Source organism: Streptacidiphilus anmyonensis (assembly GCF_000787855.1).
Lineage (GTDB): Bacteria > Actinomycetota > Actinomycetes > Streptomycetales > Streptomycetaceae > Streptacidiphilus > Streptacidiphilus anmyonensis.
In genome coordinates, this window is record NZ_BBPQ01000003.1 from 240,838 (window position 1) to 266,991 (window position 26,154).

The 26,154-nt window shown below is 70.9% G+C and carries 22 protein-coding genes; 7 read left to right on the forward strand and 15 right to left on the reverse strand.

Annotated elements, in window-relative coordinates; translation table 11 throughout:
• Both TR50_RS06035 and TR50_RS06040 read left to right on the forward strand, forming a co-directional pair.
• Positions 1 to 536 (forward strand): NADase-type glycan-binding domain-containing protein (locus tag TR50_RS06035; RefSeq protein WP_201776792.1); only part of this gene is annotated, 536 nt, incomplete at its 5' end.
• A gap of 12 nt (positions 537 to 548) precedes the next feature.
• Positions 549 to 983 (forward strand): contractile injection system spike tip protein, encoded by a 435-nt coding sequence (locus TR50_RS06040; protein ID WP_052440771.1) that lies wholly within the window; start codon positions 549 to 551, stop codon positions 981 to 983.
• 39 nt (positions 984 to 1,022) lie between these two features.
• Here TR50_RS06040 and TR50_RS06045 read toward each other — a convergent pair whose 3' ends face one another.
• The 7 genes from TR50_RS06045 to TR50_RS06070 form a co-directional block, all read right to left on the reverse strand.
• The gene (locus TR50_RS06045; protein WP_042415268.1) at positions 1,023 to 1,745 is read right to left on the reverse strand and encodes a Pvc16 family protein; all 723 of its coding nucleotides are present in this window, start codon (positions 1,743 to 1,745) and stop codon (positions 1,023 to 1,025) included.
• A gap of 74 nt (positions 1,746 to 1,819) precedes the next feature.
• Entirely contained in the window at positions 1,820 to 3,745 is a 1,926-nt protein-coding gene (locus TR50_RS06050; RefSeq protein WP_042415282.1) for a hypothetical protein, read from the reverse strand.
• A 75-nt stretch (positions 3,746 to 3,820) separates the two neighbouring features.
• Complete coding sequence (locus TR50_RS06055; protein WP_042415285.1) at positions 3,821 to 4,750, reverse strand: hypothetical protein; 930 nt, start codon at positions 4,748 to 4,750, stop codon at positions 3,821 to 3,823.
• A 137-nt stretch (positions 4,751 to 4,887) separates the two neighbouring features.
• Positions 4,888 to 5,040, reverse strand: coding sequence for a hypothetical protein (locus TR50_RS46515; RefSeq protein ID WP_160311084.1), 153 nt, complete (start codon positions 5,038 to 5,040; stop codon positions 4,888 to 4,890).
• Complete coding sequence (locus TR50_RS06060; protein ID WP_052440772.1) at positions 5,037 to 5,645, reverse strand: ferritin-like domain-containing protein; 609 nt, start codon at positions 5,643 to 5,645, stop codon at positions 5,037 to 5,039. The genes TR50_RS46515 and TR50_RS06060 overlap by 4 nt, the downstream gene beginning before the upstream one ends.
• Entirely contained in the window at positions 5,642 to 6,244 is a 603-nt protein-coding gene (locus TR50_RS06065) for a ferritin-like domain-containing protein (RefSeq protein WP_052440773.1), read from the reverse strand. The genes TR50_RS06060 and TR50_RS06065 overlap by 4 nt, the downstream gene beginning before the upstream one ends.
• Positions 6,241 to 10,353, reverse strand: coding sequence for a putative Ig domain-containing protein (locus TR50_RS06070; RefSeq protein WP_042415288.1), 4,113 nt, complete (start codon positions 10,351 to 10,353; stop codon positions 6,241 to 6,243). The genes TR50_RS06065 and TR50_RS06070 overlap by 4 nt, the downstream gene beginning before the upstream one ends.
• 416 nt (positions 10,354 to 10,769) lie before the next feature.
• Here TR50_RS06070 and TR50_RS06075 point away from each other — a divergent pair, with 416 nt between their 5' ends.
• Positions 10,770 to 11,396 carry a response regulator transcription factor gene (locus tag TR50_RS06075; protein WP_042415290.1) on the forward strand — a complete coding sequence of 209 codons (627 nt, stop codon included), beginning with the start codon at positions 10,770 to 10,772 and terminating at the stop codon, positions 11,394 to 11,396.
• An 87-nt stretch (positions 11,397 to 11,483) separates the two neighbouring features.
• Entirely contained in the window at positions 11,484 to 13,649 is a 2,166-nt protein-coding gene (locus tag TR50_RS06080) for a helix-turn-helix domain-containing protein (protein WP_042415292.1), read from the forward strand.
• A 481-nt stretch (positions 13,650 to 14,130) separates the two neighbouring features.
• On the opposite strand, the gene TR50_RS06085 is transcribed toward TR50_RS06080, so the two are convergent.
• The 4 genes from TR50_RS06085 to TR50_RS06095 form a co-directional block, all read right to left on the reverse strand.
• Entirely contained in the window at positions 14,131 to 14,643 is a 513-nt protein-coding gene (locus TR50_RS06085) for an RICIN domain-containing protein (RefSeq protein ID WP_042415295.1), read from the reverse strand.
• A 339-nt stretch (positions 14,644 to 14,982) separates the two neighbouring features.
• Positions 14,983 to 15,120, reverse strand: coding sequence for a hypothetical protein (locus TR50_RS46520; protein WP_160311085.1), 138 nt, complete (start codon positions 15,118 to 15,120; stop codon positions 14,983 to 14,985).
• Positions 15,107 to 16,006: a hypothetical protein gene (locus TR50_RS42325; protein WP_152648271.1), complete on the reverse strand. Its 900-nt coding sequence runs from the start codon at positions 16,004 to 16,006 to the stop codon at positions 15,107 to 15,109. The genes TR50_RS46520 and TR50_RS42325 overlap by 14 nt, the downstream gene beginning before the upstream one ends.
• A gap of 226 nt (positions 16,007 to 16,232) precedes the next feature.
• A complete protein-coding gene (locus tag TR50_RS06095) occupies positions 16,233 to 16,652 on the reverse strand; it encodes a winged helix-turn-helix transcriptional regulator (protein ID WP_052440775.1) in 420 nt (139 codons plus the stop codon).
• Between the two features lie 110 nt (positions 16,653 to 16,762).
• Between TR50_RS06095 and TR50_RS06100 the strand changes: the two genes are divergently transcribed.
• The 3 genes from TR50_RS06100 (at position 16,763) to TR50_RS06110 (ending at position 21,317) form a co-directional block, all read left to right on the forward strand.
• Positions 16,763 to 17,245, forward strand: coding sequence for an SRPBCC family protein (locus TR50_RS06100; protein ID WP_042415298.1), 483 nt, complete (start codon positions 16,763 to 16,765; stop codon positions 17,243 to 17,245).
• Positions 17,246 to 17,648: 403 nt separating this feature from the next.
• Entirely contained in the window at positions 17,649 to 20,453 is a 2,805-nt protein-coding gene (locus TR50_RS48105) for a ricin-type beta-trefoil lectin domain protein (protein ID WP_201776793.1), read from the forward strand.
• A 192-nt stretch (positions 20,454 to 20,645) separates the two neighbouring features.
• Positions 20,646 to 21,317 (forward strand): FadR/GntR family transcriptional regulator, encoded by a 672-nt coding sequence (locus TR50_RS06110; protein ID WP_042388154.1) that lies wholly within the window; start codon positions 20,646 to 20,648, stop codon positions 21,315 to 21,317.
• A gap of 80 nt (positions 21,318 to 21,397) precedes the next feature.
• On the opposite strand, the gene TR50_RS06115 is transcribed toward TR50_RS06110, so the two are convergent.
• From TR50_RS06115 to TR50_RS06130, 4 genes are all read right to left on the reverse strand, one after another.
• Positions 21,398 to 22,075, reverse strand: coding sequence for a FadR/GntR family transcriptional regulator (locus TR50_RS06115; RefSeq protein ID WP_042388152.1), 678 nt, complete (start codon positions 22,073 to 22,075; stop codon positions 21,398 to 21,400).
• A gap of 110 nt (positions 22,076 to 22,185) precedes the next feature.
• The gene (locus TR50_RS06120) at positions 22,186 to 23,223 is read right to left on the reverse strand and encodes an ABC transporter permease (RefSeq protein WP_084699777.1); all 1,038 of its coding nucleotides are present in this window, start codon (positions 23,221 to 23,223) and stop codon (positions 22,186 to 22,188) included.
• On the reverse strand, positions 23,207 to 24,859 hold the full coding sequence (locus tag TR50_RS06125) for a sugar ABC transporter ATP-binding protein (protein WP_084699778.1): 1,653 nt from the start codon (positions 24,857 to 24,859) through the stop codon (positions 23,207 to 23,209). Before TR50_RS06125 ends, TR50_RS06120 begins: the two co-directional genes overlap by 17 nt.
• A 57-nt stretch (positions 24,860 to 24,916) precedes the next feature.
• Complete coding sequence (locus tag TR50_RS06130; protein ID WP_439654202.1) at positions 24,917 to 25,966, reverse strand: sugar ABC transporter substrate-binding protein; 1,050 nt, start codon at positions 25,964 to 25,966, stop codon at positions 24,917 to 24,919.
• Positions 25,967 to 26,154: the final 188 nt, after the last annotated feature.

Consider the following 26,154-nt stretch of genomic DNA (forward strand, 5'->3'; position numbering starts at 1 on the left):
TCGCCGTGGCGGTCCTTTGCGCCGGCACGCTGTACGGCGTCTACCCGCCGTTCCGCACCACGGTCAACGCCCAGACGCAGAAGCTGAAGGTCTGGGCCACCGGGACGATCGACGCAGGGCTGTCTCCGGTCCACGCGGACAGCGTGACGGCCGACCAGCAGGAGCCGGGCCATCCCGGCCTCGACGCCGCCGACGAACTGCTCACCACCTACTGGCTGGCGCCCTGGTCGACCTCGAAGGAGCCGACCCTCACCTTCCACTTCTCCCACCACGTCACCCTGAGGAAGATCATCTTGCATTCGGGTGCGAGCGACGCCTACATCCAGGACGGCAGGCCCAGCAACCTGCGACTGCTCTACTCCAACGGCGAGTCGTTCACCATCCTCCCGCAGGACACCTCGCAGGAGCAGACCTTCACGATCAGCCACGCGGAGCTGATCACCAGCCTGCGGATCCAGGTCGGCGGGGTGTACCCGGGCAGCGGCGGGTCCTCCGTCGCCATCGCCGAGATCGAACTGTTCGGGCTGTCGCTCTGACCGGGAGGAAGCGTGGCGGACTTCGTCCTGAGAACCACGGACCTGCTCGAAGTGACTCTTCCAGGGCCGATCATCCCCGAGTTGGAGATGCCGCTGCCGCTGGTGGGGTCGAGCACCGACGTGACCGTCGGCGGCGAATTCGTCTGCCTTCAGGGCGACGAAGTACCCGCCGTGCTGCGCGCACCGCTGGTGTACACCCAACTGCCCTACACCGAGCCCGGCACCGGCACGCTGACGCTGCTCCTGCCGCCGGAGAACCTGACCCAGCAGACCACCAACGGCGGCAAGCCGCTTCTCGTCGCGGGTGGGACGTTCGACGTCGTCTTCATGGTGGAGACGCCCGCCATGCAACTCACCCCGGCCGGCATTCTGGTGCCCGACCCGGTGGTGGAGAAGCCGGGCACCGCCTGCTTTGTCACCACCAACGCGCTGGTGACCGCGAGTTGACCTTCCCCGGCGGCACGCCGGGGAAGGTCGACCCTGCGGTCACCGCGCCTCGGGACGCACGGCCGGCTCGTTGATCGAGCGGCGCTCCCACCGGCGCACCGTCCGGCCGGCATCCGCCGGCCCGGCGCCCGCCGGGGCGGCGGCGGAAGCGGGGGCGGGCAGGCGGCCCGCGCCGAGGGCGATCTCGCGGGCCGGCGGCGCGAGGTCGGTCACCATCGGCGGCACGACGGGGACGGCCAGCTCCAGCACCAGATGGGCGCGCGGTGCGAGGCCGAAGCCCGGCCACAGGCCCTGCGCCGAGCGTCCGGGCTCGTCGCCCGCGCAGCGCACGAAGGACGGGAGCCCGGTCATGGCCAGAGCCCCCGTCAGATGGACCTCCGCGACGGTGTCCTTGTTCGAGCAGGTGTCGATGAGCAGTCCGAGCAGACGGTGTTCCTCCAGCGTCCGCTCGGACGGTTGCGACGGTCCGGACTCGGCCCCTTGCGGTCCCGCCCACGCGGTCACCAGGTAGGAGAGCCGGTAGTAGCGGGTCGCGGGCCGACGTCCCACCACGCGTCCGTCGTCGTCGCGCACCTGCGTCCACCCGGAGGCCGACAGGTCCTGGCCGTGTCCGCGGACGTCGTACAGGAACAGCCCGATGAAGGGCGTGTCGGGGTCCCGCGCCGACCAATCGGCCTGCGGCGCGTCGAACCTGACGCCGGTTCCGGGCGGCACCACGCTGCCGACCCACTTCGCGAGCGACAGTCCCGCGTCCCGCAGCATGTCCTGGCTCCCTTCGGCGCAGGAACGCCTCGGTGGTCGCCCGGCCGACGGGCCGGGCGACCACCGAGGGCGGCTCAGTTGTCGGGGGTCAGTTCGGTCGTGGGCAGCTCACCGGTGAACCCGCTGAAGATGTCGATCGCCGGGCCCAGCTTGGTCGCGTCGCCGTCCCAGATCCACGAGCCCTTGCCGGATGCGTCGACGTACAGGCGGTAGTGGCTCAGACGCGACGCCGTGGGGCGGTGCCACCTCCCGCCGGTCACCGCGGTGCCGTTCTCGGTCCAGCCGTCCCTGGTCAGGCTGCGCTGCCGCCAGTCCTTGACCTCCACGCGGTCGATGGTCTGCGGGAGCCACCGCGCGGTGCCGCCGGCGGACCCCTCCAGGAAGCCCCAGACCTTGGTGCCGCTGCACATGAACGCGACGTACGCCTGGTACACGCTGTCGGACTCCTCGTCCTTCGCGGCGTTCGAGTCGACGATCGTCCCGCTGTAGGTGCCGACGAGGTCAACGATCTCGTCGATGGTGTGCCGACGCACGTTCTCGTCCGTCTGGTAGACGATCGCCACACGGAACTTGAGGGGGATCTGCTGCACGAGCTGGGAGCCGACGGTGATGTTCGCCAGGTCCTCCCCGGTGATGATCTGCGCGGCCGAGACCGGGAGGACCTTGACGATCTGCTCGGCGATAGGCTTGAAGCAGAGGTTCACCAGCTCCAGGCCGTCCTCCCTGGTGAACTCCGGCGTGTCCGCCTTCTCGGCGAGAGTGGACCAGAAGTCGCCGGGTTCGAGCTTCTTGTTCAGCTCCTCCTTCAGCTGGTCCACCGCGCTGTCCCGCATCTCGCGCAGCACCCCTGTCACCTTGTCGGTGACCGACTCTTCGGAGTCCGCGTCGGGGTGCGGGTGGAGGGCTTCCTGGGCCAGCTTGATCCGCCGTTCCAGCCAGGCCTCGACGGCGGCGGTGATCGCCGTCTCGATGCTCGACCAGAACTTCACCTCTTCGCCGGCGATGGCGACGACCTTGAGCACCGTCTCGACGTTCTTCTTGACGGTGCTGTTCAACGCCTGAGCCATGAGCAGCGGGTTCTTGGTGAACTTGTCGAAGATCTCGCCGCGGAAGTGCTCCTCGGCGTGCTCCCCGGCCGCCTTCCCCTTCAGCCCGTCCGCCGCCAGACGCACCGCGACGTCCTCGACGACCTTCACCAGGCCGACGATCCAGCCGTGGCAGGGCGGCGCGGCCTTCCCGGCCAGGTCCAGGATCTGGCCCGCGCTCTTGTGGAAGTCTTCGAGCTGTTTCATGCCTTCGGAGGGATGCTTCTCCAGGTAGTTCTTGATCGCCGTCTGCTCGATCAGCTGGGGGACCGTCCGACCGATCTCGGCGATGTGCTTCGAGGTCGACACCAAGGCGTCCATGCACTCGTTGCCGGCGTCGATCGCCTGTCGGACGGAGGCCTGGCGTTCCTCCAGCGCTCCCGAGCCGCCTACGGTCAGCGCGTTGCGCAGGCGCTCCGTGAGCGCTGGTGCCTTGTCGTGCCATGCCTTCCAGGCCTGGGCGTCGTCGTCGACCTGTTTGGAGAGACCCGAGAGCCGGAACTTGACCGTGGGTGCCTGGGTGACGCCCAGGAATTCGAACTCGGTGAGGCGGCCGAGGAACTCGACTGCCTGGGCCAGGCCGTCCTTCTGGCGCTCGTAGCTGTCGCTCAGTTTCTGCATGTCCTGCAGACACGCCTCGATCTCCTCGGCCAGGGCCACCCCGACCGTGTGCTGGGCGACGACCTTGGCTTGCTCCAGGTTGAGCCCTTCCGCAACCTGGATTTTCTGAACGAACTCACGAACGGCATCCGACTGTGTTGGCGACTCGGGGCCGACCAGCCAATTACGCAGGGTCTCGAACGGGGGGCGGTCCCGCTCCAGGTTCCGCTTGACGTCTTCCTTCAGTTTGTTGCGCAGGTCGACCTTCTGCGCCGCCTCCGAGTCGGTGGCGGACGTGTTCTCTATCTCGGACATCGATCGCTGCTCCGTCCCCTTGTGTCTCTGTGGTGGTGCTGTGCCGTGGCGCGGCGTGCCGACCGCGATCGACGCCTATTCGGCGATCATCTCGGTGACGATCTCGTGGAGCACGGCCCGGATGTCGTCCTCGTCGAGGCCCGCCAGCTCCGGGGCCTGCTGGAGCGCGTCCTGGGCGGCGGCGAGCATGGCGTCCGCCACCTCGGCCTTCGCGTCCCGCAGGAGGACCGCGTCCTGGTTCACCCAGGTGTCGCTGCACCCGCTGGACTGGTCCTTGGGGGTCACCGCCTCGGCGTACTCGTAGGTCTGGTCGCGCAGGACCCGGTAGAACATCTGCCACTGCGCGTCCCAGATCGGCTCCTGGACCTCCTCGGCCGGCTCGGCCTGCCGGTCGGCCCATGTCTGGTCGTGCCACTCCCCGGACACCGCGTCCTGCCACTCGTAGCGGGTCAGCAGCCGGTCGTAGCGGCGGTTCAGGCGGTAGCCCTCGTCCCAGTCCGGCTCGGTGTACCGGCGCTCCTCGTAGGTCAGCCAATCGGGTCCGTCGGCCGCGTCCGCGTACAGGTAGGTGTCGGGGTCCTCGTCGTCGGTGCGGTAGAACGCGGTGCCGGGAGTGCCGTCGTGGTTCGGGTTCGGGTAACCCCGGACCACGTCGTCCTCCTCCGCCTCCTCCTCGGCCTCTTCTTCCTCGGCGGAGGCGGCTTCGGCCTCCCACTCATCGATCACGCGGACGAACCAGGCGATGAACACGGCCGGGTCCGCGTCGGGCAGAGTGGACGCGCAGAACTCGGACTCCCCGGCGCTGTCACCGTCGAACCGGTCCCGCAGGCCGTCCCGGTAGACGTCCACGCGGTCGGCGCGGTCCGGCCAGTCCCGCTCGCCGTCGAACACCAGCGCGGCGAGTTTCTCCACGAGGACGTCGGCTTCCAGATGCTGGGACCTGACCGGGCTCCCGTCGGCGAACCACTCCATCAGCTGCTCGACGTTGGCGGCTTCCAGGGCCATGCGGAGTCCCTTCTGCGGATGTTGACGTGCGGATCGGTCCGCCTGTCAGCGGCCGCCGCTCACGTCGGTGAGCCGGTCCGGCCGCGGTCTGTGTCTGTGACGACGCTAGGGGCGGTGCGGGCCTGCCTCCCTGCCTCTTATGGCAGACATTCGAGCGCCGTCGGCGGGGCCTGCGGTGCTCCCCGGCCCCGGTACCACTCGTAGGTCTCGTCCTCGCGGTAGCGCTGCCGGGGGTCGTCGTCGTCCGCCGCCGGACCGCGACCGTGTCCGTGCCCGTCCTCGTCCCTCATCCGGTCAACTCCCTGCGCGAGGCGGCCGCGTCGGTGCCGAGCAGGCTCGCCACGGCCTGCCGGCCGCCCCACAGCCGGCCCAGCGTCGCGGCGTGCATCGCCTCCACCGGAGCGATCGTCGCGGCGGCGAGCACGGCGGGCCCGTTGTCGTGGAGGCTTCCGGCCGCGGCCACATGGGTCTGCGCGGCCCGGTTCTCCAGGTCCTCCAGCGCGGAGACGACCGCGCCGACGCTCGTCGCCGCCGCGATCGTGTCCAGCACGTGACCGTGATCGGTGAGCGGTATCCCGCTGACGGCGGGCTTGCGGGCCTCGCGCAGGATCGCGTTCCAGGTGGCGGCGTGCTCGGTGTGGTGGGCCGTCGCGGACCGCACGAAGGCGTCCAAGGCCGGGTCCGTCCGGCCGAAGCGCCCGGCGCGCAGTGCGGCGGCGAACGCCTGATAGGCGCTCACCGCCTGGTTCTCGAGCGCGGCGCCGAGGGCCACGGTCTGCAGGCTGGCCGTGTCGTACGGCGACGGTGCCGGACTGCTGCACGCGTCGAGCGCGAGTCCGGCACCGAGCCCCGCGACGCCCAGGACGAAGGCCCGGCGGGTGGCGGTGCCGCTCACCGGACGCCCCCCTCGTTGATCGCCGAAGAGTCGGCGGTCGGGTAGGCGGCGTAGGGGATCCCCGCCGTGCCGACCGCCGCCGGGAGTGTGTGCGCGGCCACCTCGGTGGCGCCCGGTCCGGCCTGGCCGCCGTCGAGCAGCGCGCGTTGGACCCGCAGGTGCGAGGTGTGCTGCGCCTCGACCGAGGCGATGTTCACCAGCAGTGAGCGGAGCCGCCCGTCCTGGCAGAGGGTCGCGAAGCGGACGCAGGTCTGCGCGTTGATCTCCTCCAGCTCGGTGAGCAGGTCGGCCAGCGCCGCCGGGTCCGTGACGTGGGCGAGCCGCTGGCGCATGATCGCGGCGTAGCGGCCGTCCACGGCCGTCTGCCGGGCCGCGCCGGCGCCGAGCAGTGCGTGGTTGAAGGCGAGCGCGTGCGCGGCGTGGTGGGCCTGGTTGCGGACGACGAGGTCACGCAGCAGGTCGTCGCCCTGCGCGACGAGGGGCATGGCTGCCGCGGTGGTGTAGGACTCCACGGCGAGGTTCTCCAACGCCGCGGCCGTGCGGAGCACCTGGACGGGCAGCGGGGCCGGCGGTGGCGTCGGGGGCGGTGACCCGGTCAATTCGGAGCTCCAGGTGTCTGGCTCGCGGTGGCGGCGGGGGCGGTGTCGATGGTCGCCTGGTACTCGGCCGTGACCTTGTCCAGGCTGTTGTGGGGGTCGGTGGAGGTGACCGTCACGGTGAAGGTCACGGTGCCCTGGCCGAGACCGTCGACGTGGCCGGTGACGATGCCGGTGGCGGGGTCGATGGTGTCGCAGCCGTTGGCGCCGCACGGCAGTCCGGTGGCGGAGTACGTGACGGTCCCGCTGGGGTAGCCGCCGGTGGCGTCGGCCGCCATGTCGAACCTGAACGGGGCGCCGGCGGTCTGCGTGGGGGTGGGCGACGGCGTGTACGTCACCACCAGGGGCGGGACGGAGGCCGTCAGGGTGAGCTGGGCGACGGCGACCTCACCGAGGGCGTCCGTGACCGTCACCTGGCCGTCGAGGACGTCCGGCTGACAGGTGCCCAGGACCGTCTGCCGCGAGCCGGTGGCCGACCCGCTGGGCGCTCCCGTCGAGGATGGGACACACGGTCCGTCCGGGGTCCCGGAGAGCACCCCGGTGGTGGAGTCGAGGGTGACGTCGGTCAGCGAGCTGTCGGCCTTGGGGGTGAAGGTGAAGGTGAAGGGCCCCTCGCCTCCGGACGGTGTGACGGTGGCGTCGAACCGTGTGCCGACCGTGCCGGTCCAGGTGTACGGGGTGGGCACGGTCAGTGGTTTGATGACGACGAGGGAGATGCCGGTGCTCGCCAGCGCGGTGTGGCCGGCGCTGTCGCTGACCGTGACGGTGAAGGCGTAGGTCCCGGGCGCGGCGGTGACGGTGCCGGTGATGAATCCGGTGGTGGGGTCGAGGCTGAGGCCGGCCGGGAGGACGCCGCCGGTCATCGCCCACGTGTCCCCGAGCCCCGCGCCGTCGCTCGACGCGGTCGGCACCAGTGAGTAGAACTGCCCTTGGATCTCGGGTGAGGGCGTCTGGTAGGAGATGCTCAGCGGTTTGTCGACGGTCAGCGTGACGGGCCAGGTGGTGGACTGCACCGGTCCGCCGGAGTCCGAGACGGTGATGACGACGGGGTCGACGCCGGCCGTCGTCGGGGTGCCGCTGATCAGCCCGGTGACGGAGTTCAGGCTCAGACCGTCGGGCAGTTTGCCGTCGGGGGTGGCCGGGGCCCAGGACCAGGTGTACGGGGCGGTTCCGCCGATCGCCGTGACCTTGTGCGTGTAGGGCTTGCCGGTCACCGCGTCGGGGACGGGGTCCGGGGAGATCGTCAGGGAGCCGACCACGGTGATGGACAGGGATTCGGTGATGGTCAACGGTGGTGAGCTGGCGTCGGTGACCTGGACGCTGAAGGCGAAGGTGCCCGTCGCGGTCGGCTGGCCGGTGATCCGGTCGCCCTGGAGGCTCAGGCCGGGCGGCAGCGGCGAGTCGGTCCGCGAGAAGACGTAGTGCGGTCCGGTCCCCCCGGACGCGGTCAGTTGGAGGCCGGCAGGCTGCTGCGGCAAGGCGTCGTACGGCTTGCCGTAGATCCCTTGGGGTGCGTCCGCGGTGGTGTCGACGAGTGGGGGGACCACCGTCAGGGTGAAGGTCTGCGGGGCGGTGGTGAGCGCCGGCTGCCCGGAGTCGGTGACCTGCACGGTGAACGTCGACGCGTCCATCGCCTTCGCGTCCGGCGTGCCGGAGAGCACCCCTGACGTCGGGTCGAGCGAGATGCCCGAGGGGAGCGAGCCGACGGCCGACCAGGTGTAGGGCCCGGTCCCGCCGGTCGCCCGCAGCGCCTGGCTGTACGGCGTACCGGTGACGGCGCCCGGCAGGGTGAGGGTGCTGACCTGTAGGGGCCTCACGACGGTGAGGACCAGGTGCTGGATGCTCGTCTGGCTCGGTGTGCCGGCGTCGGTGGTCTCGACGGTGAGGGGGAAGGTGCCGGCCTCGGTGGGCGTGCCGTGGAAGGTGTTCTGGTCGAACTTCATGTCCGTCGGCAGCGCGCCGGTCTCGGTGAGCACGTACGGCCCGACGCCCCCGGTCGTCTGTACGGGCATCTGGTAGGGCTGCCCGTACACAGCCTGCGGCAGGCTGGAGGTGGTGGTGGCGAGGGGGGCGACGACCCGCACGGTGTAGGAGTGCGAGGCCGTCAGCGCCGGTTGGCCGGAGTCGGTGAGGCGCACGGTGATCGTCGAGGAGCCGGTGAGGCGCGGGCCGGGTGTCGTGGTGAGCACGCCCGAGGCCGGGTCGAGCGTCCATCCCTTGGGGAGCGGGGTGGCGGGTGTCCAGGTGTACGGCTGCGTTCCGCCGGTCGCCTTCAGCGTCTGCGCGTAGGACGTGCCGGCGACCGCGTCGGGCAGCGGAGCCTGGGCGTTCACCGCCAGGGGATCGACCACCGTCAGGCTCAGGTGCTGGGTGCCGGGCTGACTGGGCATGGCCGGATCGGTGGCCAGGAGGGTGAACGGGAAGGTGCCCGTCTGCGTCGCCTTGCCGCTGAGCACACCGGCCGCGGTGAGGCTCAGGCCGTCGGGCAGGGCGCCCTGGCCCGGGGCGAGCGACCAGGTGCACGACGCGGTGCAGCCGACCGCGGTCAGCGTGCGCGAGTAGGCCGTGCCCAAGGTCGCCTCAGGCAACCCCGAGTTGCCCACCAGCACCGCGTTGACAACGGTGAGTTGGAGCTTCTTGACGGCGAACTCGGTGGGCGGGCCGGCATCGGTCAGGCGCAGGCTGAACGAGGCCGTGCCGGCCGTGGTGGGCGTGCCGCTGATGACGCCGGAGTCGGGGGAGAGCGTGAGCCCGGCCGGGAGCGCGCCGGAGCTGACCTGCCAGGTGTACGCGCCGGTCCCGCCGCTGGCGGTGAGGGACTGGGAGTAGGGCTTGCCGAGGGACGCGTCGGGCACGGTGGCCGAGGAGACGGCGGCCGGGCCGACCACGTCGACGGTCACCGAGCCGGACAGGATCGGTGGACCGGCCGGCTTGGCACCGGGCGAGGCCGCGGCGCCGCCGGGTGCGGTACCGCTGCCGGGAGCGGGCTGTGCGGTCGCCGGATCCGTGGCCGCGGCCTGCGTGGGCGCGGGAGCGGTCTTCGCGGAGGTGGCACCGGTGGCCGTGATGGTCGCCGAGCCGGGGGTGAGGGCGGTCACCACGCCGGTCGGGGAGACCGAGGCGATCTTCGGGGCCGAGGAGGTCCACACGAGCGCGGGCAGCGTGCCGGCGCCGCCGGCGAACGTGCCCGTCGCCGTGGCCCGCTCGGTCCGACCGGCGACGACCGTCGCCGAGGCCAGTTTGACGTCGAGTGCGGTCGCGGTGCCGGGCTTGGCGTTCGCCTTGGCCTTGGCGGCCGCCGCCTGGGCCGACTGGGCCGAGTTCGCCGCGTTCTGGGCCTGCGACGCCGCGGAGGCGGCAGAGTGCACGACCGGCTGGAGCACGCTGAACCAGAGCGTGGCGAGCAGCCCCAAGGCCACCGCTGCGATCCCGAGCGTCGGCAGCAGCCATTCGGGCAGGGTCTGCTTCTCCAGCATCGCCCCTTCGGCCTTGGCCGGCTCGCCGCCTTCGGGCACCGCCTTGACCTCGAACGGCAGGGTGCGGTTCGGTCCCTTGAAGAACGTCTTGCGGGGCACGGTCCTCAGGCGCACGAACGTCGCTGTGCCCGGCCGGGCGACGAACACCGGGGGCCGGGTCCGGAAGCCCAGTTTGACCTCCGGGTCGTGCGCCTCGACCCGGACCTGCTCCGGCCTGTTGCCGCGGTTCTCGACGACCAGACGGAACCGCGCGGAGCGCCGTCCCGTCGCGCTCCTGGGCACCAGCCGGGCGCCCAGGTCGGCGAACTCCCCGACGCGAAGCGAGCCTTCCTCGATGCACGAGCCCTCGGGGTCCTCGGTCGACATCGCCCGTAGGCCGAACCGCACCTCACCGGGGGCGAGCGAGGAGGCCCGGGGTGGCTGGAACACGACCCGGACGCTTGCCCTGGCGTTCGGCAGCAGATTGATGCTCGCCGGTTCGACACGCGCCCACTCCGCCGCGTCCCCGAGCACGTCGAGCAGCACCCGGTCGACCACCATCCCGGTGTTCTCCACGCGCAGGACGCACTCGGCCTGCTCACCCGGTACGACTTCGACCGGGTCGCTCCCGTTCTCGAAGACGACGGAAACTCCCACCGACCCGGCTCCCTTCGCGGCACCCCGCTGTGTCGGATCAGCCTGGCAGCGGATCTGCGCCGGACGCCTGCGTGAAACAGCGAAGAAAAGCGCAGCCGTCAGGAACGTGCTGGTACGGACGACTTCCGCGACATCGCCTCGCTGCTGCCGATGACCGCAGGATCGGATGCGTGATCAGGCCATGCCTAGGGACATCCCTAGTCGACATCCCCACTTCAGCCATGGTCAATTTGAGCAACGGCCGCAACAACCTTCATTCCAGAGTGAGTTCGAGGCTCTGGGTGGCCGGAGCTCGGGCGTTGGGATTCGGCCGCTCGGGGCTCCGCCCTTCGGGGCTCGGGTGGGGGTGGCGGGGGAAGCCGGCACGGTGGCCGGTGAGACCCTGTCGGGGCCGCCGTCGGAACCTGGAGGCTCCCATGAAAAGCCGGATACCGGTGTCGATCTACGCCGACGACCCCATCACGCGGGTCGGGTTGGCGACCGAACTGCGCCAGCGCTGCGAGATCGAGCTCGTCGATCCGCCTTCGAGCGGTCCGGCCCGGGTCGTGGTCCTCGCCCCCGACGCCCTGACCACCTCGGCGCTCGACCTGATCCGCGCGGTACGTTCACGTGACGGCGCACAGGCCGTGCTCGTCCTGTCCGCCCTGTCCGACGCGGATCTGCTCGCGGTCGTCGAGTCCGGCGCCTGCTCGGTGCTGTGGCGGTGGGAGGCGACCGGTACCGCGCTCGTCCAAGCGGTCGTCAGGGCCGCCGGGGGTGAGTCGGCGCTGCCTTCCGACCTGCTCAACCGCCTTCTCAAGCAGGTGGGTCGCCTTCAGCAGCAGGTGTTACGTCCTGCGGGGCTGACCCTGGGCGGTCTGACCGACCGCGAACGCCAGGTGCTGCGACTGGCGGCCGAAGGGCTCGGCACGGACGAGATCGCCGGCGAACTCGCCTACTCCAAGCGCACGGTCACCAGCGTGGTGCACGACGTCACGGTCCGGCACCAGCTGCGCAACCGGACGCATGCAGTTGCCTTCGCCATCCGTGAAGGCCTGATCTGAGCCGAGCGTCCGCGTCCGATCCGGTCGCCCGGGACCTCGGGCATCAGCCGGACCCGTACCGGCGGCGCCGCAAGAAAGTTGGGAACCATGTCGACGGCCGCCGATCCCTGGTCCGTTCCCGCCTGCCCCAGCTGTCGGCCCGACGTCGACGAAAGCCGGCGCCGCGCCGACCCCCCGTCAGCGGAACGCCGCACCGCCGGCGCGGGTGAGGACGGGCGCGGGCAGGGCGGAGCGCCCGCACTCGACGCACTGCCCGCGCCGAGCCTGCGCCTGTTGGCCGCGATGGCCGTGCTGGAAGGCAGGACACCGCTTCCGATCCTCGCGGCCATCGCCGACGTGGCCGAGCCCCACGTCGCGCTGAACGACCTGATCACGGCCGGATTCGTCGCATGGCAACCACGCGGCCTGGTCGAACCGGTCGCCATCCACTCGCAGGCCGCACGGGACGCGGTCTACGACAGCCTGCCCGCGGCGCTGTGCCGGGCCACCCACCTCGCCGCCGCCGACCGGATCAGCGGCATCCAGGCGTTCCGTCATGCCGTGCTCGCCGTCCGCGGCCCCGACGCGCGGCTCGCAGCCCGCCTGGAGACCGAGGCGACGCGCTATCACAGGGCCGGAGACACCGAGCAGGCCGGGACCCTGCTGCTGTGGTCCGCCGACCTCTCGACCTGCCGGTCCGACCGGGAACGACGGTTGCTCACCGCGGCCGGATGGGGCACCACGACGCCGGCGCCGGGGTGGTCACCGGCACTCGCGGAGCAACTCACCACCCTCGAACCGAGCGTGGAGCGCAACTTGTTCCTGGGCCGGCTCGCCGCGCGGCAGGCGCACCACGATGCGGCGAAGGCGCTGCTCGACCAGGCCAGGCCCCTCGCCGGCGCGCTGCCCGCCCCGGCGCGCACGGACGTCGAGCTCGCGACGATGGCTCTGCTGGCCGACACCGCGGACCACGAAGCCCAGGAGAGCGTCGCCCTGTCCCTGCTGGCCCACAGCGGACTCGACGACGAGACCAGGCAGTGGTCGGTGTACTTCGCGGCGGACGCCGGCGGCAGGCTCCACGGAACACCCGACGCGGCGCTGTGCCGCCTGGCCGCACTCGCGCCCGGTCTTGGCCACTCGCAGACCGACCGACCGGGCCAGGGAATCCTGCGGTGGGCCCGCGGCATGTGGCTGGCGCAGAGCGGCAGGTCCGCCGAGGCTGTCGCGGACCTGCAACACGTACTCCTGCACGAGATCGACACCGATGTCGAGGCGGTTCGCACCCTGGCGCACGCCTACCTCGGCCATGCGCTGTTCCACCTCGGCGACTGGCAGTCGGCGCTGCTCGAAGCCGACGAGTCGAGGCGGCTGGCCGAAGCCCGCCGGGACTGCCGCGGCGGCATCCCGGCGGCAGCCCTCACCGCCTGCCTCAGTGCCCTGCGCGGCGAGTGGGGCGCGGCCGAGCAACAGGCGGCGTTCGTCGCCGCAAGCCAGCGCGTGCACGGTCCAGGGCACTACGCGGTGTTCCCCGCCTTGGCCGCGGCGTGCCTGGCGTACGCCCGTGGGGAGTCGGCCCACGTGCTCACCGCGCTCGTGCCGGTGAGCGTCCAGTCGGGCCCGGCCGGGATGCACCACGCGTGGTGGCGCCCGCTCCAACTCCAGGCCCTGATCGACACCGGTCGGCTGGCCGAGGCGCGCACCGCGTTGGCCGCGCTGCGCGAGGCCGCCGGACCGGGTACCAGCCTGACGGTCGTCCTCGCCAGGCTTGAGGCCCGGCTCACTGCGGCTGAGGGGAACGCGACAGCGGCAGCCGACCAGCTCGCTCAGGCACTCGGCCGGACATCGGGCGGGGACGCGCCGTTCGCTGTCGCCGAACTCGAACACGACTACGGCCTGCTGCTGCTCCGTGCCCGGCGCCGGCGGGAGGCCAGCCGCTGGCTGCTGTCGGCCCAGGCGCGCTACACCGATCTCGGCGCGCTGCCGTTCGCGGGCCGCTGCTCGAGGCAGCTGAGGGAGATCGGAGTCAGGGTGTCCGCAACCGGGACAGGCGATGAGGAGAGGAACGTCGGATCCAACCGTCCTACCCCCGCCACCCTGACCGACCAGCAGTACCGCATCGCGTTGCTCGCGGCCGAGGGCATGACGAACCAGCAGATCGCGGGGGCGGTGTTCGTGAGTGTCAAGACGGTCGAGTACCACCTCGGGAATGTCTTCGCCAAGCTCGGCATCCCCTCGCGCCGCCAGCTCCGTGCCGGACTCGAAGCTTTCCTCTGACAGGAGGGCCGCGTCTGGGACCAGGTCCAGGACAGCGGCACTCCGCCGTTTCGGACGTCCATCCGGGTGCCCGAACCCGAGGACCAGCCCACCAGACCATCACCTGGAAGCGGTGGCCGATGATCAGGCGCGTGCGGATTCGCAGCAGCTGGTTTCCGTGGGAGATGGCGAAGCCCGGCAACGTGCTCAGGTAGTGGTGCCGGTGAGGGTGGCGTACGAGCCATTGAGAGTGCTGCCGTTCAACGCCTCGGCACAGGAGGTGACCGGTACTCCCTCCACCGACACCCCGTCACGCAGCAGGCTCTCGCCGGGGGCGATGGCTGGCCAATCGAGCAGGCCCGGAAGAAGGCCGCCCGCGGGCAGGCCGCCCGTCTGACGCCGCGCACGAAGAAGCCGCCCCCGCCCTGCCCGTAGCAGGAGTGGGGGCGGCGAGCCGGCGGCCACGGACGCTCCGCCGCCAACGGGCGCTCAGCCGTTGAAGTCAGGAGACGTAGGGCATGGCTACGTTCTCGTTCGGGACGCTCGCACACTGGTACAGCTTCGCCGGGTTGCCGTTGGCCAACCCGCCCCAGATGTTCAAGCAGTTGTTGAGCGCCGACTTGGGCTGGATCGGATTGACGTTGCTGCGGGGGGCGACGTTGTTCCAGACGCCGTCGGCGTCGCCGTTGCAGTAGTAGAGCTTGACGTCGTTGCCGGACACGTCGCCGCCCTGCCAGTCGTTGGCGCACAGGTTCGTGTTCGTCACCGACTGGAGTTCGAAGTGGGTCTGGTCCACGGTGATGTAGTTCCACTGCTCCGCGGGGTCGGTGTTGCTGCACTGCCATGCCATGAGTGCCTGGCCCACGACGGCGTTGTTGCCGGGGATGTCCAGGCAGTAGGCGCCTCCCTCGAAGACCACGTTGACGGGTGTGTCGGCATGTGCCGGGCCGGTGCCGAGGGTGAGGGCAACGAGCGGAGCCGCAGCGGCGGCCAGGACGGTAAGGCGCTTGCGCATGGGTAACTCCCAGTCAAAGGTCGGGTAATGCCGAGGCCGCCCGGTGAACCCGGGCAGTCTCCGGACCGATGGAGATGCTGCCTGTCGTCCCCGCCCGCAAAAAGACACGATCGCGTCTCACGCGTCCCAAAGTCACCCCAGACCCCTGGCCTGCACTTTGGGACGGACTTCGAGACGTAGCGGGATCCGTGAGGCTCCTCTTCTTAGGTAGTTGGCAGCCAGCGCGCTCTGCTTTTCCCTAGACGCCGGAGGACACATGCAGAAAGCCGCCCCCGCCCTGCGGTAGCAGGAGCGGGGGCGGTGCTGTTCAGTGGCTGAGGTGCGGCCGGAGGGAGGCGATCAGCGCACCGGCCGAGAGAGGGAGCGGAGGCGCTTCTCGTGGTCGACGACCTGGCCCGGCGCGCCGTCCAACGTCCGGGTCAGCTCGCCTACCGCCTCGCGTGTGGCCCGGACCTCGGTCCGGTCAGTCGCCGTCACGCCGAGAACCTTGGCCGGGCCAGATGCCGGGGTGGTCGTTCCAATGGACCTCGGCCGGGTCCTCGGGATCGACGTCGGGGCGCTCCTGGGTCACGTGGCGGACGAACTCGGCGTGGGTGGCGCAGGGGTAGGGCTGGCCGACGGAGCCGTTTGCGCGCATGACGCGGACGTAGCGGTGACGCAGGTTCGGGATCAGGGCGGACACCTCGACGGGGCAGTCGGGGTTGGGCCAGGTGGTGTGCTCGGTGTGGGTCCTCGCGCGGACGCGAGGGGTCGGCGGCGGGAGGGGCAGGTCGCCGAATCCGGCCGGCAACAGGGCGGGCGCCTGTTCGGCGGGGGGATCGGGCCAGGTCACCTCGAGCACGGTGGCGCTGCCGACGACGCGTTCCCCGTCGCGCATGGTGATCACGTCGCCCGGCATCAGGTTGTGCCACTGTGCTTCGTCCAGGGGGAGCAGCCGCGCGAAGGCTCGGCCACCGCCGCGAAGGGGCTCGTCGCCCTCCAGCCACAGCGCCGCCACGCGCACCGCGCGGTAGCTGCTGACGGCCTGCTCGCCCAGGTCCCACAGGGGCTGCAACCCCCGTCCCGGCGGGATCGGCGCGATGCCGGCGTCCGCGGCGAGGGTGAGGTCGATGCGCAGCAGCCCGCGCAGCGCCTCGGTGGTGCGCCAGCGGTACCACTCGGCGTCGGGTTCGCCGGGGAGCTGTTCGGCGGCGTCGGTGAGGAACTCCCAGAAGCGCGGCGGTGCGGGGTCCTGGTCCGCGGCTTCGGCGAGGGCACTCAGGGCGGCGGCGTGGTCGCCCTTGGCGACGAGGGCGCGGGCGATCTCGGCTCGGCCGCTGGGCAGCAGTTCGGCGGCGGATTCGAGGACGTCTTCGATGTGCACGTCCGGCCTCTGTTCGGTTCGGCTGTGGTCAGGATCGGTCGTGGCCGGTGCAGGGACGTGGCCGGACGGTTCCTCCGGCAGCGGGCCCGGCTTCGCGGTCACGGCTCAACCGTAGCGACTCCGGGAGGAGACGTTCTCCCGAGGGGTGTACAGCGCGGGCGAACACCGCCGTGATCGGTCGGACGGTTCCGGCCCGGCGGCCGGTGGGCACGGTCGACCGGCGGGTTCAGGTCTGCCGCTCCGGGTCCGGCTGGGCGGCCTGCTTCTCGTCGTAGCGCCGTCGCGCGGCCGCGACCTGCGGTGAGAAGTCGATGATCGCGGACAGAAGCTCACTGAGTGAGTCGACGACCGCCTCGCCGGTCCGGGTGAGGCTGTACTCGACGTGCGAGGGAATGGAACGCACCAGCTTCCGGTCCACGACCCCGTCACGCTCGAGTGCCTTCAACGTCTGCGACAGCCTGCGCTCGCTGACTCCGCCCACGGCGCGCTTGAGCTCGTTGTAGCGCAGGGTGCCGTCCTGCAGCGCGAGCAGGATGAGCAGGGACCAGGTGTTGGCGATGGTGGCGAAGGCCTCGCGCACGTCCCCCGCCCGCGCGAGCACCTCGTCGGCCGGCATCCGGCGTCTCGGCCGTTGTTCGTCACCCATCGCTGTCGTACTCCTTCCTGTCCCATGCCCAAATGTACACACTTTGCATGTACTCCCGAATCGTGTGTACTCTCATTTTGAGAGTACAACTCGTTCAAGGAGGCTTTGGCATGACCGCCGAGTACAACGACTGGATCGCGGGCGACAGCAACACCGTGGTCTTCAGCGCCCCGGCCAGATTCGTCTTCGATCTCGTCACGCAGGCCCGCTTCTGGCCCGAGTGGCACGTGGCCAGCCGCGGTGTGGGCGGCGTCACCGAGCGCCCCTACCGCGTCGGCGATGTGGTGTACGAGTACGGCGTCCTTGAGGACGGCAGCGAACAGCACCTCTACTGGCGCGTGGTCGACCAGGAGTACGCCAAGTCCTCACTCCTCGTCGACGAGCGTCTCGGTGCGGGCCTTCAGTACCTGCTCGCCGAGGACGGTGACGGCCTCACCTCGTTCACCCGGCGCACCCTCTACGGCCCCGACTCCCCGTTCACCCCGGCCCAGCGCGCCATCGTCGCCGAGGCGAGCGCCGAGAGCGTGGAGGGCCTGCGCCGTCACATCAGCGCCCTGCTGGAGAGGGAGCAGAGCAGTCTCCCCGTCCGATGACCGTCCACATCGCCGACGTGACGGCTGGGCCGCGCCGATGATGTGAGGCGCGGTCAGGGGCGCAGGAAGGCCTCCGCCCGCGGACCCTCGTGGAACCGGCGACAACCCCCTGTCCGGGCGTGCGCAGCGCGACGGCTGCCCGACTGCCGCCCGACTGCTGGGGCGTCCCGAGTGCTGACCGAGTGTCAATACATCGGATGTTATTGGCTTTGGCAGACATCTCGTACTGCTTGTTTCCTGCTGCGAGCATCTTGACGGGGGCAGGACATCGGACGTTAGCATGTCGCGCGATCACCACTACACCGACCGCTACGGGAGCGACGCGTCTGCCCGGCTCCTCCTGGTCAGTCCGCGCCTGCTCCCGTATCGCGCAACGAGGCACCTCCTAGGAAAGGATCCGCTGATGCGGAGAAAAACGGTCACGGGGGCGCTCGCCGCCCTCGCACTGTGCGTGCCGCTGGGAGCCTGGTCGCCGGGGACGGCCTCTGCGGTGTCGTCCTCCACCGCCTGGACCGACGGGGCGTTCTCGGTCGACGCCGCGAACCTGGTCCGCGAAGCGGACATCGTGCTCGGCGGTCCGAACACGACGGCGCAGCAGTCGATGCCGCTGGGCAACGGCACCCTCGGTGCGGCCGTCTGGGCCGCGAACGGCTTCACCGCGCAGCTCAATCGTGCTGACACCCTCCCGGGCCGGAAGTCGCCCGGCTGGGTCCAGATCCCGGGCCTGTCGCACATCACGAACGCCTCCGACTTCTCCGGCGTGGTCGATCCCTACGACGGTGTGCTGCGCGAGTCCGGCGGCGGCATGACCGCCACCATTTACGTCCGTGCCGACAAGGACGAACTGGTCGTGGACGTGACCGGAGCCGACCCGAACACCGCCCAGACCGCGACCGTCAACCTCTGGTCGGGGCGCACCCCGACCGCCGCCGCCTCCGGGAGCGTCGCCACGCTCGCCGAGACCTGGTCGGACAACACCGCCACGACCGGGTCGGGGCAGACCTTCGGATCCCTCGCGGCGCTCACCGCGGGCGGACGCAACGTCAGCGCGTCCGTCGTCGACTCCCAGACGGTGAAGGTGAGCTTCACCCCGAACACCGACGGCAGCTTCCGGGTGATCGTCGGCAGCCCCCACTGGGCCGGAGGAGACGCGGCCGGCACGGCGTCCGCGCTGCTCGGCGCCGACGCCTCGGCCACCTCCGCCTCGCTGGAGGCCAACCACCTCTCCTGGTGGCACGACTACTGGGCCAACCTCGGCCTGGTGAAGCTCTCCTCCGCCGACGGCACCGCGAACTACATGGAGAAGCTCCGCACCCTCTACTACTTCACCACCGCGGAGGAGTCCCGCGGACCCCTCCCGGGTTCGCAGGCGGGCGTCGGCGACCTGTTCAACTTCTCGCAGGACACCCAGAACTGGTATCCGGCCGCCTACTGGTTCTGGAACCTGCGCGGCCAGGTGGCCGCGAACATCGGCGCGGGCGCGTCCGCACTCAACACCGGTCTGTTCAACCTCTACACCTCGAACCTGGCCAACATCCAGGCCTGGACCAAGACCTACATGGGCAGCAGCCTCCCCGGCATCTGCGTGCCGGAGACGATGCGCTTCAACGGCAACGGCTTCCAGAACGACTCGACCCCGTTCGGTGACGCCTCCTGCGACCAGGCGCTGAAGACCTGGAACGGCCGGACCGTCTCCTCCGGCGCCGAGATCGGCCTGTGGGTCTGGCAGCAGTACCTCACCACCGGCGACCGGAACTTCCTGGCCGCGAACTACCCGCTGATGCAGCAGGCGAGCGAGTTCCTGCTCGCCTACACCACCGTCGGAGCCGACGGCAAGCGCCACGCGGTCGCCAACGCCCACGAGAACCAGTGGAACGTGCAGGACCCGGTCAACATGATCGACGCGATGAAGGCACTGTTCCCCGCCACCGTCGCCGCCGCCCAGACCCTCAACACCGACGCCTCGCTCGTCTCCCAGCTGCAGACGGCGATCGGGCAGATCCCCGACTACCCGCGCACCGACGCCGCCACCCACCAGCAGAACCTGACCGCCTCCGCCGACGCCTCCGGAACCGACGTGCTCGGGCAGTCCTCCCAGCCCACCGCCGCCGTCAACAACTCGGAGAACGACGACCTCGAGGCGGTCTGGCCCTACGGCCTGGTCGGCGACAACTCGTCGCTGACCGGCCTGGCCCAGCGCACCTACAACAGCCGGGTCAACGTCCACGCCAACGACTGGAGCTTCGACGCGGTCGACGCCGCCCGCCTGGGCCTCGGCTCGTCGGTCGCCGCCGACCTGACCGCGCTGACCCAGAAGTACCAGACCTACCCGACCGGCATGGCCAACCTGTGGGGCCAGTCCGGCGGTACCGAGCCCTACATCGAGCAGGCCGCCAACGTCGCGCTCGCCGTCAACGAGTCGCTGGTCCAGGACTACGACGGCCTGCTGCGGATCGCTCCCGCCCTGCCCGCGGGCTGGGACGCGGACGGCACCCAGTACATCCACGGTGGCAGCACCGTCTCGGTCCAGGTCCACGGCGGCGTGATCGGCACCGTCGGCATCCACGCGGGCTCCACCGGCACCGTCACGATGCGCAACCCCTGGCCGGGGCAGAGCGTCGAGGTCGTCGACGGAACCGACGAGTCCACTGCCGTGGTCGCCCCGACCACGGCCTCCCAGTTCTCGATCCCGACCACGGCCGGCAAGTCCTACCTCGTCCAGCCCGTCGCCGCGCCGGTGTCCGGCATGACCTTCACCCAGCTCTCCGGAACCCCGGCGACGACCGTCAGCCACCTCGGCGCGGTCCAGATCGGCATCGACAGGACCGGGCCCACCGGACCGATCACCGGCATCGACGGCCTGTGCGTCGACGACTCCGGCGCGAGCACCGCCAACGGCAACCCGGTCGTCGTCTGGGGCTGCTCCGGCGCCGCGAACCAGCAGTGGACGGTCGGCGCCGACGGGACCCTGCGCACCCTGGGCAAGTGCATGGACATCACCGGCGGCGCGACGGCCGACGGCACCAAGATCGAGCTGTGGGACTGCAACGGCGGCGGCAACCAGGTCTGGCAGGCCCAGGCCGACGGGACGCTGAAGAACCCGCAGTCCGGCAGGTGCCTGGACGACTCCGGGGCCGGCCCGGCCGGCACCCAGCTGATCATCTGGGACTGCACGGCCTCCGCCAACCAGATCTGGCACCTGCCCTGACAGCCAGATCGGAGCGCCTGACAGGACAAGCCTGATCGGACAGCCTGATAGGACCGGCGCGGCCGGTGCGCCTCTCCTGGTGCACCGGCCGCGCCGACGCACGGACAGGCGCGCAGGGTCGCACGCTCGTCTCCCCCTGAACGCGCGGGGCATACTTGCTGCCCGAACAGTGGAGCATGGAGAGGCGTTGACGTGGCTGTCACGGACGAAGCCATCGAGAAGATCAAGACGATGATCCTCTCCGGTCAGCTCAAGCCCGGGGACCGGCTGCCCAAGGAGCCCGACCTGGCGGCCGAGCTCGGACTGTCACGCAACTCCCTGCGGGAGGCGGTCAAGGCGCTGTCGCTGCTGAACGTGCTGGACGTGCGTCAGGGCGACGGGACCTATGTGAGCAGTCTGGAGCCGCCGCTGCTGCTGGAGGCGCTCACGTTCATCCTCGACCTGCACCAGGACGGGTCCGTGCTGGAACTGTTCCAGGTGCGTGCCGTGCTGGAGTCCGCCGCGGCGGGGCTCGCGGCCCAGCACGTGACGGACGCCGAGGTGGCGGGAATGCGAGAGCTCCTCGGCAGCCTGGGCGAGAACCCGAGCGTGGAGGAGCTGATCGCCAACGACCTGGAGTTCCACCGCCGGATCGCGCAGGCGTCCGGTAACGCCGTGCTGGGATCACTGATCGAGTCGCTCGCGAGCAGGACCGCGCGGGCGCGCGTATGGCGAGGTCTGACGCAGCAGACGGCCCTGGAGCGCACGCTGGCGGAGCACCGGGCGATCCTCGACGCGCTGGCCGCGCACGAGGTGGAGACCGCCAAGGCACGGGTCACCGCGCACATCGCCGGTGTCGCGGAGTGGCTGCGGCAGGCGCTCTGAGGGCTGGGATCCTCGACGGCCGCGGCCTGCGGCCCGTGGGTCCCGGTGCCGGACTGCCGGTCCGCGCGGCGCCGGGCCGCTCAGTCGGCGAGGCTGTCGGAGAGCCACCGTTCGACGGCGGCGACGTGCACCGCGGTCGCGGAGGCGGCCAGTTGGGCGTCGCGCGCGGCCAGGGCCGCGAGGATGGCCTCGTGTTCGCGGTGGACGTCCTCGATCGCGCGGCCCACGCGCGTGCCGCGCAGCAGCCGCACGCGCTGGGTCTGCGTGGAGAGCACCTCCAGCAGCATGGACAGGACCGGGTTTCCGACCAGGGCGGCGATGGTCAGGTGGAACTCCACGTCGCAGCGGATGAACTCCTCGACGTCGGAGGCCGCGCGGCTCCTGGCGAGGATGCCCGCCAGCAGCTCCACGTCCGCGTCGGCGATGCGCGAGGCGGCGAGCGCCGCAGCCTGGGGTTCGAGCAGCCGGCGGACCTGGAGCAGTTGGAGTGTCCCCCGGCCCTGGGAGACGTCCGAGAGGAACGACAGGTTCTCCAGGAGCAGGTGGGGCTCCAGGCTGGAGACGTAGGTGCCGTCGCCCTGCTTGGTGACCAGGATCTGCATCGCGGTGAGCGCGCGCACCGCCTCGCGCAGTGAGCTGCGTGACAGGCCGAGCTGCTGGGCGAGGTCGTCCTCCCGGGGCAGGCGGGAGCCCGGCGGGAACTCGCCCGCGATGATCATCTCCTTGATCTTCTCGATCGCGGCGTCGGTCAGGGCCATGGGCTGTCGCTCCTGGGGGCGGGGGAGGGGAGCCGCAGTTCCCCGGACGCGTCGCGTCTCGGGGAACTGCGGCTCGCTTCGGACGTGGGGCCCGGCCGGACGCGGGCCGGCTACTCCTGCTTCTCGCCGGAGGCGTAGCGGGAGATGATCAGCGCGACGATGATGATCAGGCCGTTGAGGAACTGGTTCCACAGCGGCGGCACGCCGGCCAGCGTCATCACGTTCACGACCAGCTGCAGCGTCAGCACCCCGGTGAGCGCGCCGAAGAGGGTGCCCTTGCCGCCGTTGAGGCTGACGCCGCCGATGACGGTGGCGGCGAAGACCTGGAAGATCCAGCCGCTGCCCTGGTCGGCGGAGACCGAGCCGTAGTGGCCGGTGTAGAGGACGCCGGCGAAGGCGGCCAGCACACTGCCGATGATCAGCACGGTCCAGGTGATCCGGTCGACCCGGATGCCGGCCGTGCGCGCCGCCTCGGCGTTGCCGCCGATCGCGTACAGCGCGCGGCCGTGCCGCAGCCAGGCCAGGGCCGCCCCGCCGACGGCGAAGAGGAGGAGGCAGATCCAGACCGCCGCCGGGGCGCCGAGCCAGGAGGTCTCGCCGAGGTAGAGGAAGGAGTTCGGCACCTCGACGATGGACTGGCCCTGGGAGATGGCGACCTGGAGGCCGCGGAGCATGGTGAGCGCCCCGAGGGTGACGATGAAGCCGTTCAGCCGCAGCTTGAGGATCAGGAAGCCGTTGACCGCGCCGATCAGTGCGCCGACGAGCAGGCAGACCGGGATCGCCGTCCAGGTCGGCAGTGCGCCCAGGCCCTGGAAGCGGCCGCCGTGGGAGGGCAGCACGAGCCACATCGCGATCACCGGCGCGACGCCGATGGTGGACTCCAGGGAGAGGTCCATCTTTCCGACGACAAGGATCAGCGCCTCGCCCAGCACCAGCAGGCTCAGCTCGGTGGACTGCTGGGCGACGCCGAGCAGGTTCGCCGAGGTGAGGAAGGCGGGGGAGACGATGAAGCCGATGAGCGCGAGCACCAGCAGCACCGGGACCAGGGACAGGTCACGGTAGCGGGCCAGGTTCAGGCCGCGGCGCGGCACGGAGGCGGCGGCGGGGGCTGCCTCGCTCGCCAGGCCGGGTTCAGTGATGGCCGCCATGGCGGGGTCCCTTCGGGTCGTGCTCGTGCTCGGTCTCGGTCGCGTCGGTCGGGTCGGTCGGGTCGGTCGGGCGGGGCTGTGTCGGGTGCTCGGTCCCGGCGATGCCCTCCATGGCGGCGACCAGTTGCTCGTCGGTCCACCCGGCTGGGTATTCGGCGGCGATGCGGCCGTGGAACATGGTGACGACCCGGTCGCACGTGCGCAGGTCGTCCAGCTCGTCGGAGACGATCAGCGCCGCGCGACCCTGTTCGGCATGGCGCCGGAAGCGGCCGAGGAGGAACTCCTTGGACTTGATGTCCACGCCGTTGGTGGGCCGGATCGCGACGACCAGTTCGGGTTCGGTGGCCAGCGCGCGGGCGACGACCACCTTCTGCTGGTTTCCGCCGGACAGGGCGGAGACCGGAGTCGCGGCGTCCGGAGTCTTGATGTCCAGGTCCTCGATCATCCGGCGCGCGAAGTCGCGGGTCCTGGACGGCAGAACGGTGCCGAAGGGGCCGAGCTGGTCCGTCACCGTGAGGGTGGCGTTCTCGGCGACGCTGCGTTCGGGCACCAGACCCTGGAGGTGCCGGTCCTCGGGGACGAACCCGATGCCGGCGGCCAGCGCCGCGGGGATGTCGCCGAGGCGCACCGTGCGGCCGCGCACGGCCAGCCTGCCCGCCCGCGGGCGGTGCAGTCCGGCGACGGTCTCGCCGAGTTGGACGTTCCCGCTGGCCGTGGCCCCGGCCAGGCCCACGACCTCGCCGGCCTGCACGGTCAGGGACAGGTCCGTGTAGACGCCGGGCAGCGTCAGCCCCCGTACCTCCAGCACGGGCTGGGAGCCGACCGTGCGCCGTCGGCTCGCAGCTGCGGCGACGACCGGATCCGCCGCGCTGCTCTCACCGGTCATCGCCTCGACGAGTGCGTCGTGGCCCAGGCCCTCGACCGGTGCGGTGAGGATGTGCCGCGCGTCGCGGTAGACCGTGACTCGCGTGCACAGCTCGTAGACCTCCTGGAGGTGGTGCGAGATGAAGAGGAAGGCGACGCCCTGCTCCTGCAGTCCGCGGAGCTTCGTGAAGAGGCGTTCGATGCCGCGCGCGTCGAGCTTGGCGGTCGGCTCGTCCAGGATGATGAACCGCGCGCCGAAGGAGAGGGCGCGGGCGATCTCCACGAACTGCCGCTGCTCCACTGTCAGGTCCGCGATGCGGGCGGTCGGGGAGACGTCGACGCCGTACTCGGCGAGCAGGGCTTCGGCGCGCGCCCTCAGCGCCTTCCACCGGATCGGACGGAAGCCGCCCTCGCTCTGCCGGTTCAGGAAGAGGTTCTCGGCGACCGTCAGCCCGCCGATCACGGTGGAGCGCTGGTACACGCAGGCCACCCGGGAGCGCCAGGCGTCGGTGTCGCCGAACGCGGGGGCGGGCTTTCCCGAGAAGGAGAGAGTGCCGGTGTCGGGCTGCTGGATGCCGGTGAGGACGGAGACCAGCGTCGACTTGCCCGCGCCGTTGCGCCCGACCAGGGCGTGCGACTCCCCGGGGTCGATCGCGATCTTCGCATCGCGCAGCGCCACCGTGGCGCCGAAGCGTTTGGTGATGCCGGCCGCCTCGACCACCGGGACCGTGGCGACGGCCTGAGCGGCAGGGGCCTGCGCCGTGTCCGCCATGGGGATGCCGTCCTTTCTGTGCGGTGAATGCGGCGAGTGGGAGGATCGCAGGCGGCGTCAGTTGCTGACGCTGTTGCCCCACAGGCTCTTGTCGTCGACGTTCGCCTTGGTCACCAGCGGCGCGGGCAGCTGGTCCTCCAGGCCGTTGGGCAGTTGGATGATGGTGGAGCCGTGGTCCGTCGGGCCGGGCTGGAAGGTCTTGCCCTCGGCGGCGGCCTCGGCGTAGAAGAGCGCGTACTTGGCGTACAGGTCGGCGGGCTGCGAGACGGTCGCGTCGATCTCGCCCTTGCGGATCGCGTCGAACTCCTGCGGGATGCCGTCGTTGGAGATGATGGTGATGTGCCCGGGGGTACCGGCCGGCTTGAGCAGGCCCTTCTGCTGGAGCAGGGCGAGGGTGGGCTGCAGGAAGACGCCGCCGGCCTGCATGTAGACGCCGTTCAGGTCGGGGTTCTGCGCGAGCAGGGTCTGCAGCTTGCTGGAGGCGACCGCGCCGTCCCAGTTGGTGGTGAGCGGGAAGACCTGGATGTTCGGGAAGTTCTGCTTCATGCAGTCCGCGAACGCCTCCGAGCGGTCGCGGCCGTTGACGGAGGTGAGGTCGCCCTCGAACTCGGCCACCTTGCCCTTGCCGTGCAGCTGCTGGCCCAGGAACTGGCAGGCCTTGGTGCCGTAGGCGCGGTTGTCGGCGCGCACGACCATGTAGACCTTGCCCTTGTCCGGGCGGGTGTCGACGCTCACCACGGGGATGTGCTTGGCGGCCAGCTGGTCCAGCGTGGAGGCGATCGCACCGGTGTCCTGAGGGGCCATCACGATGGCCTTCGCGCCCGTGTTCTCGAAGACCTGCACGTTGGCGACGAGCTTGGTGATGTCGTTCTGGGAGGAGCTGATCGGCAGCGTGTTCAGGCCCTGGCTGCTGATGTCGCCGCGCAGGTACTGCGCGTAGGAGTTCCAGAAGTCGGAGTCGGCTCGGGGAAGGTCGATGCCGATCGCGGGCTTGCCTGCGACGGCGGACGATCCGGACGCGGTCGTGCTGCCGCGGTTGCACGCGGTGGCCAGGCCGCCGACCAGCAGCGTCACGGCGACGGCTGCGGCGGTACGGGAGGTACGCAGGTTCACAGGGGATCACTCCACGGGGGATGGGTGCGCGACGGTGCCCTTGACCGAATTCATCGGGTGGCTGTCCGATGGCGAGGACGTTACGGCTGCGTTGCCTGGCCTGACAAGACCTTCATCCGATGTCTTCGTCGATCGTCGGCGGATCGGCCGTGGAAAAGATCTGTACCGTCAGCACCCTTGCC

What these genes read in the sequence shown, in the direction of transcription:
- TR50_RS06075 (WP_042415290.1), top strand. Translation starts at nt 10,770, where the DNA reads ATGAAAAGCCGGATACCGGTGTCGATCTACGCCGACGACCCCATCACG.
- TR50_RS06125 (WP_084699778.1), bottom strand. Translation starts at nt 24,859, where the DNA reads ATGGCGGACACGGCGCAGGCCCCTGCCGCTCAGGCCGTCGCCACGGTC.
- TR50_RS48105 (WP_201776793.1), top strand. Translation starts at nt 17,649, where the DNA reads ATGCGGAGAAAAACGGTCACGGGGGCGCTCGCCGCCCTCGCACTGTGC.
- TR50_RS06050 (WP_042415282.1), bottom strand. Translation starts at nt 3,745, where the DNA reads ATGTCCGAGATAGAGAACACGTCCGCCACCGACTCGGAGGCGGCGCAG.
- TR50_RS06095 (WP_052440775.1), bottom strand. Translation starts at nt 16,652, where the DNA reads ATGGGTGACGAACAACGGCCGAGACGCCGGATGCCGGCCGACGAGGTG.
- TR50_RS06085 (WP_042415295.1), bottom strand. Translation starts at nt 14,643, where the DNA reads ATGCGCAAGCGCCTTACCGTCCTGGCCGCCGCTGCGGCTCCGCTCGTT.
- TR50_RS46515 (WP_160311084.1), bottom strand. Translation starts at nt 5,040, where the DNA reads ATGAGGGACGAGGACGGGCACGGACACGGTCGCGGTCCGGCGGCGGAC.
- TR50_RS06100 (WP_042415298.1), top strand. Translation starts at nt 16,763, where the DNA reads ATGACCGCCGAGTACAACGACTGGATCGCGGGCGACAGCAACACCGTG.
- TR50_RS06055 (WP_042415285.1), bottom strand. Translation starts at nt 4,750, where the DNA reads ATGGCCCTGGAAGCCGCCAACGTCGAGCAGCTGATGGAGTGGTTCGCC.
- TR50_RS06045 (WP_042415268.1), bottom strand. Translation starts at nt 1,745, where the DNA reads ATGCTGCGGGACGCGGGACTGTCGCTCGCGAAGTGGGTCGGCAGCGTG.
- TR50_RS06080 (WP_042415292.1), top strand. Translation starts at nt 11,484, where the DNA reads ATGTCGACGGCCGCCGATCCCTGGTCCGTTCCCGCCTGCCCCAGCTGT.
- TR50_RS06120 (WP_084699777.1), bottom strand. Translation starts at nt 23,223, where the DNA reads ATGGCGGCCATCACTGAACCCGGCCTGGCGAGCGAGGCAGCCCCCGCC.
- TR50_RS06115 (WP_042388152.1), bottom strand. Translation starts at nt 22,075, where the DNA reads ATGGCCCTGACCGACGCCGCGATCGAGAAGATCAAGGAGATGATCATC.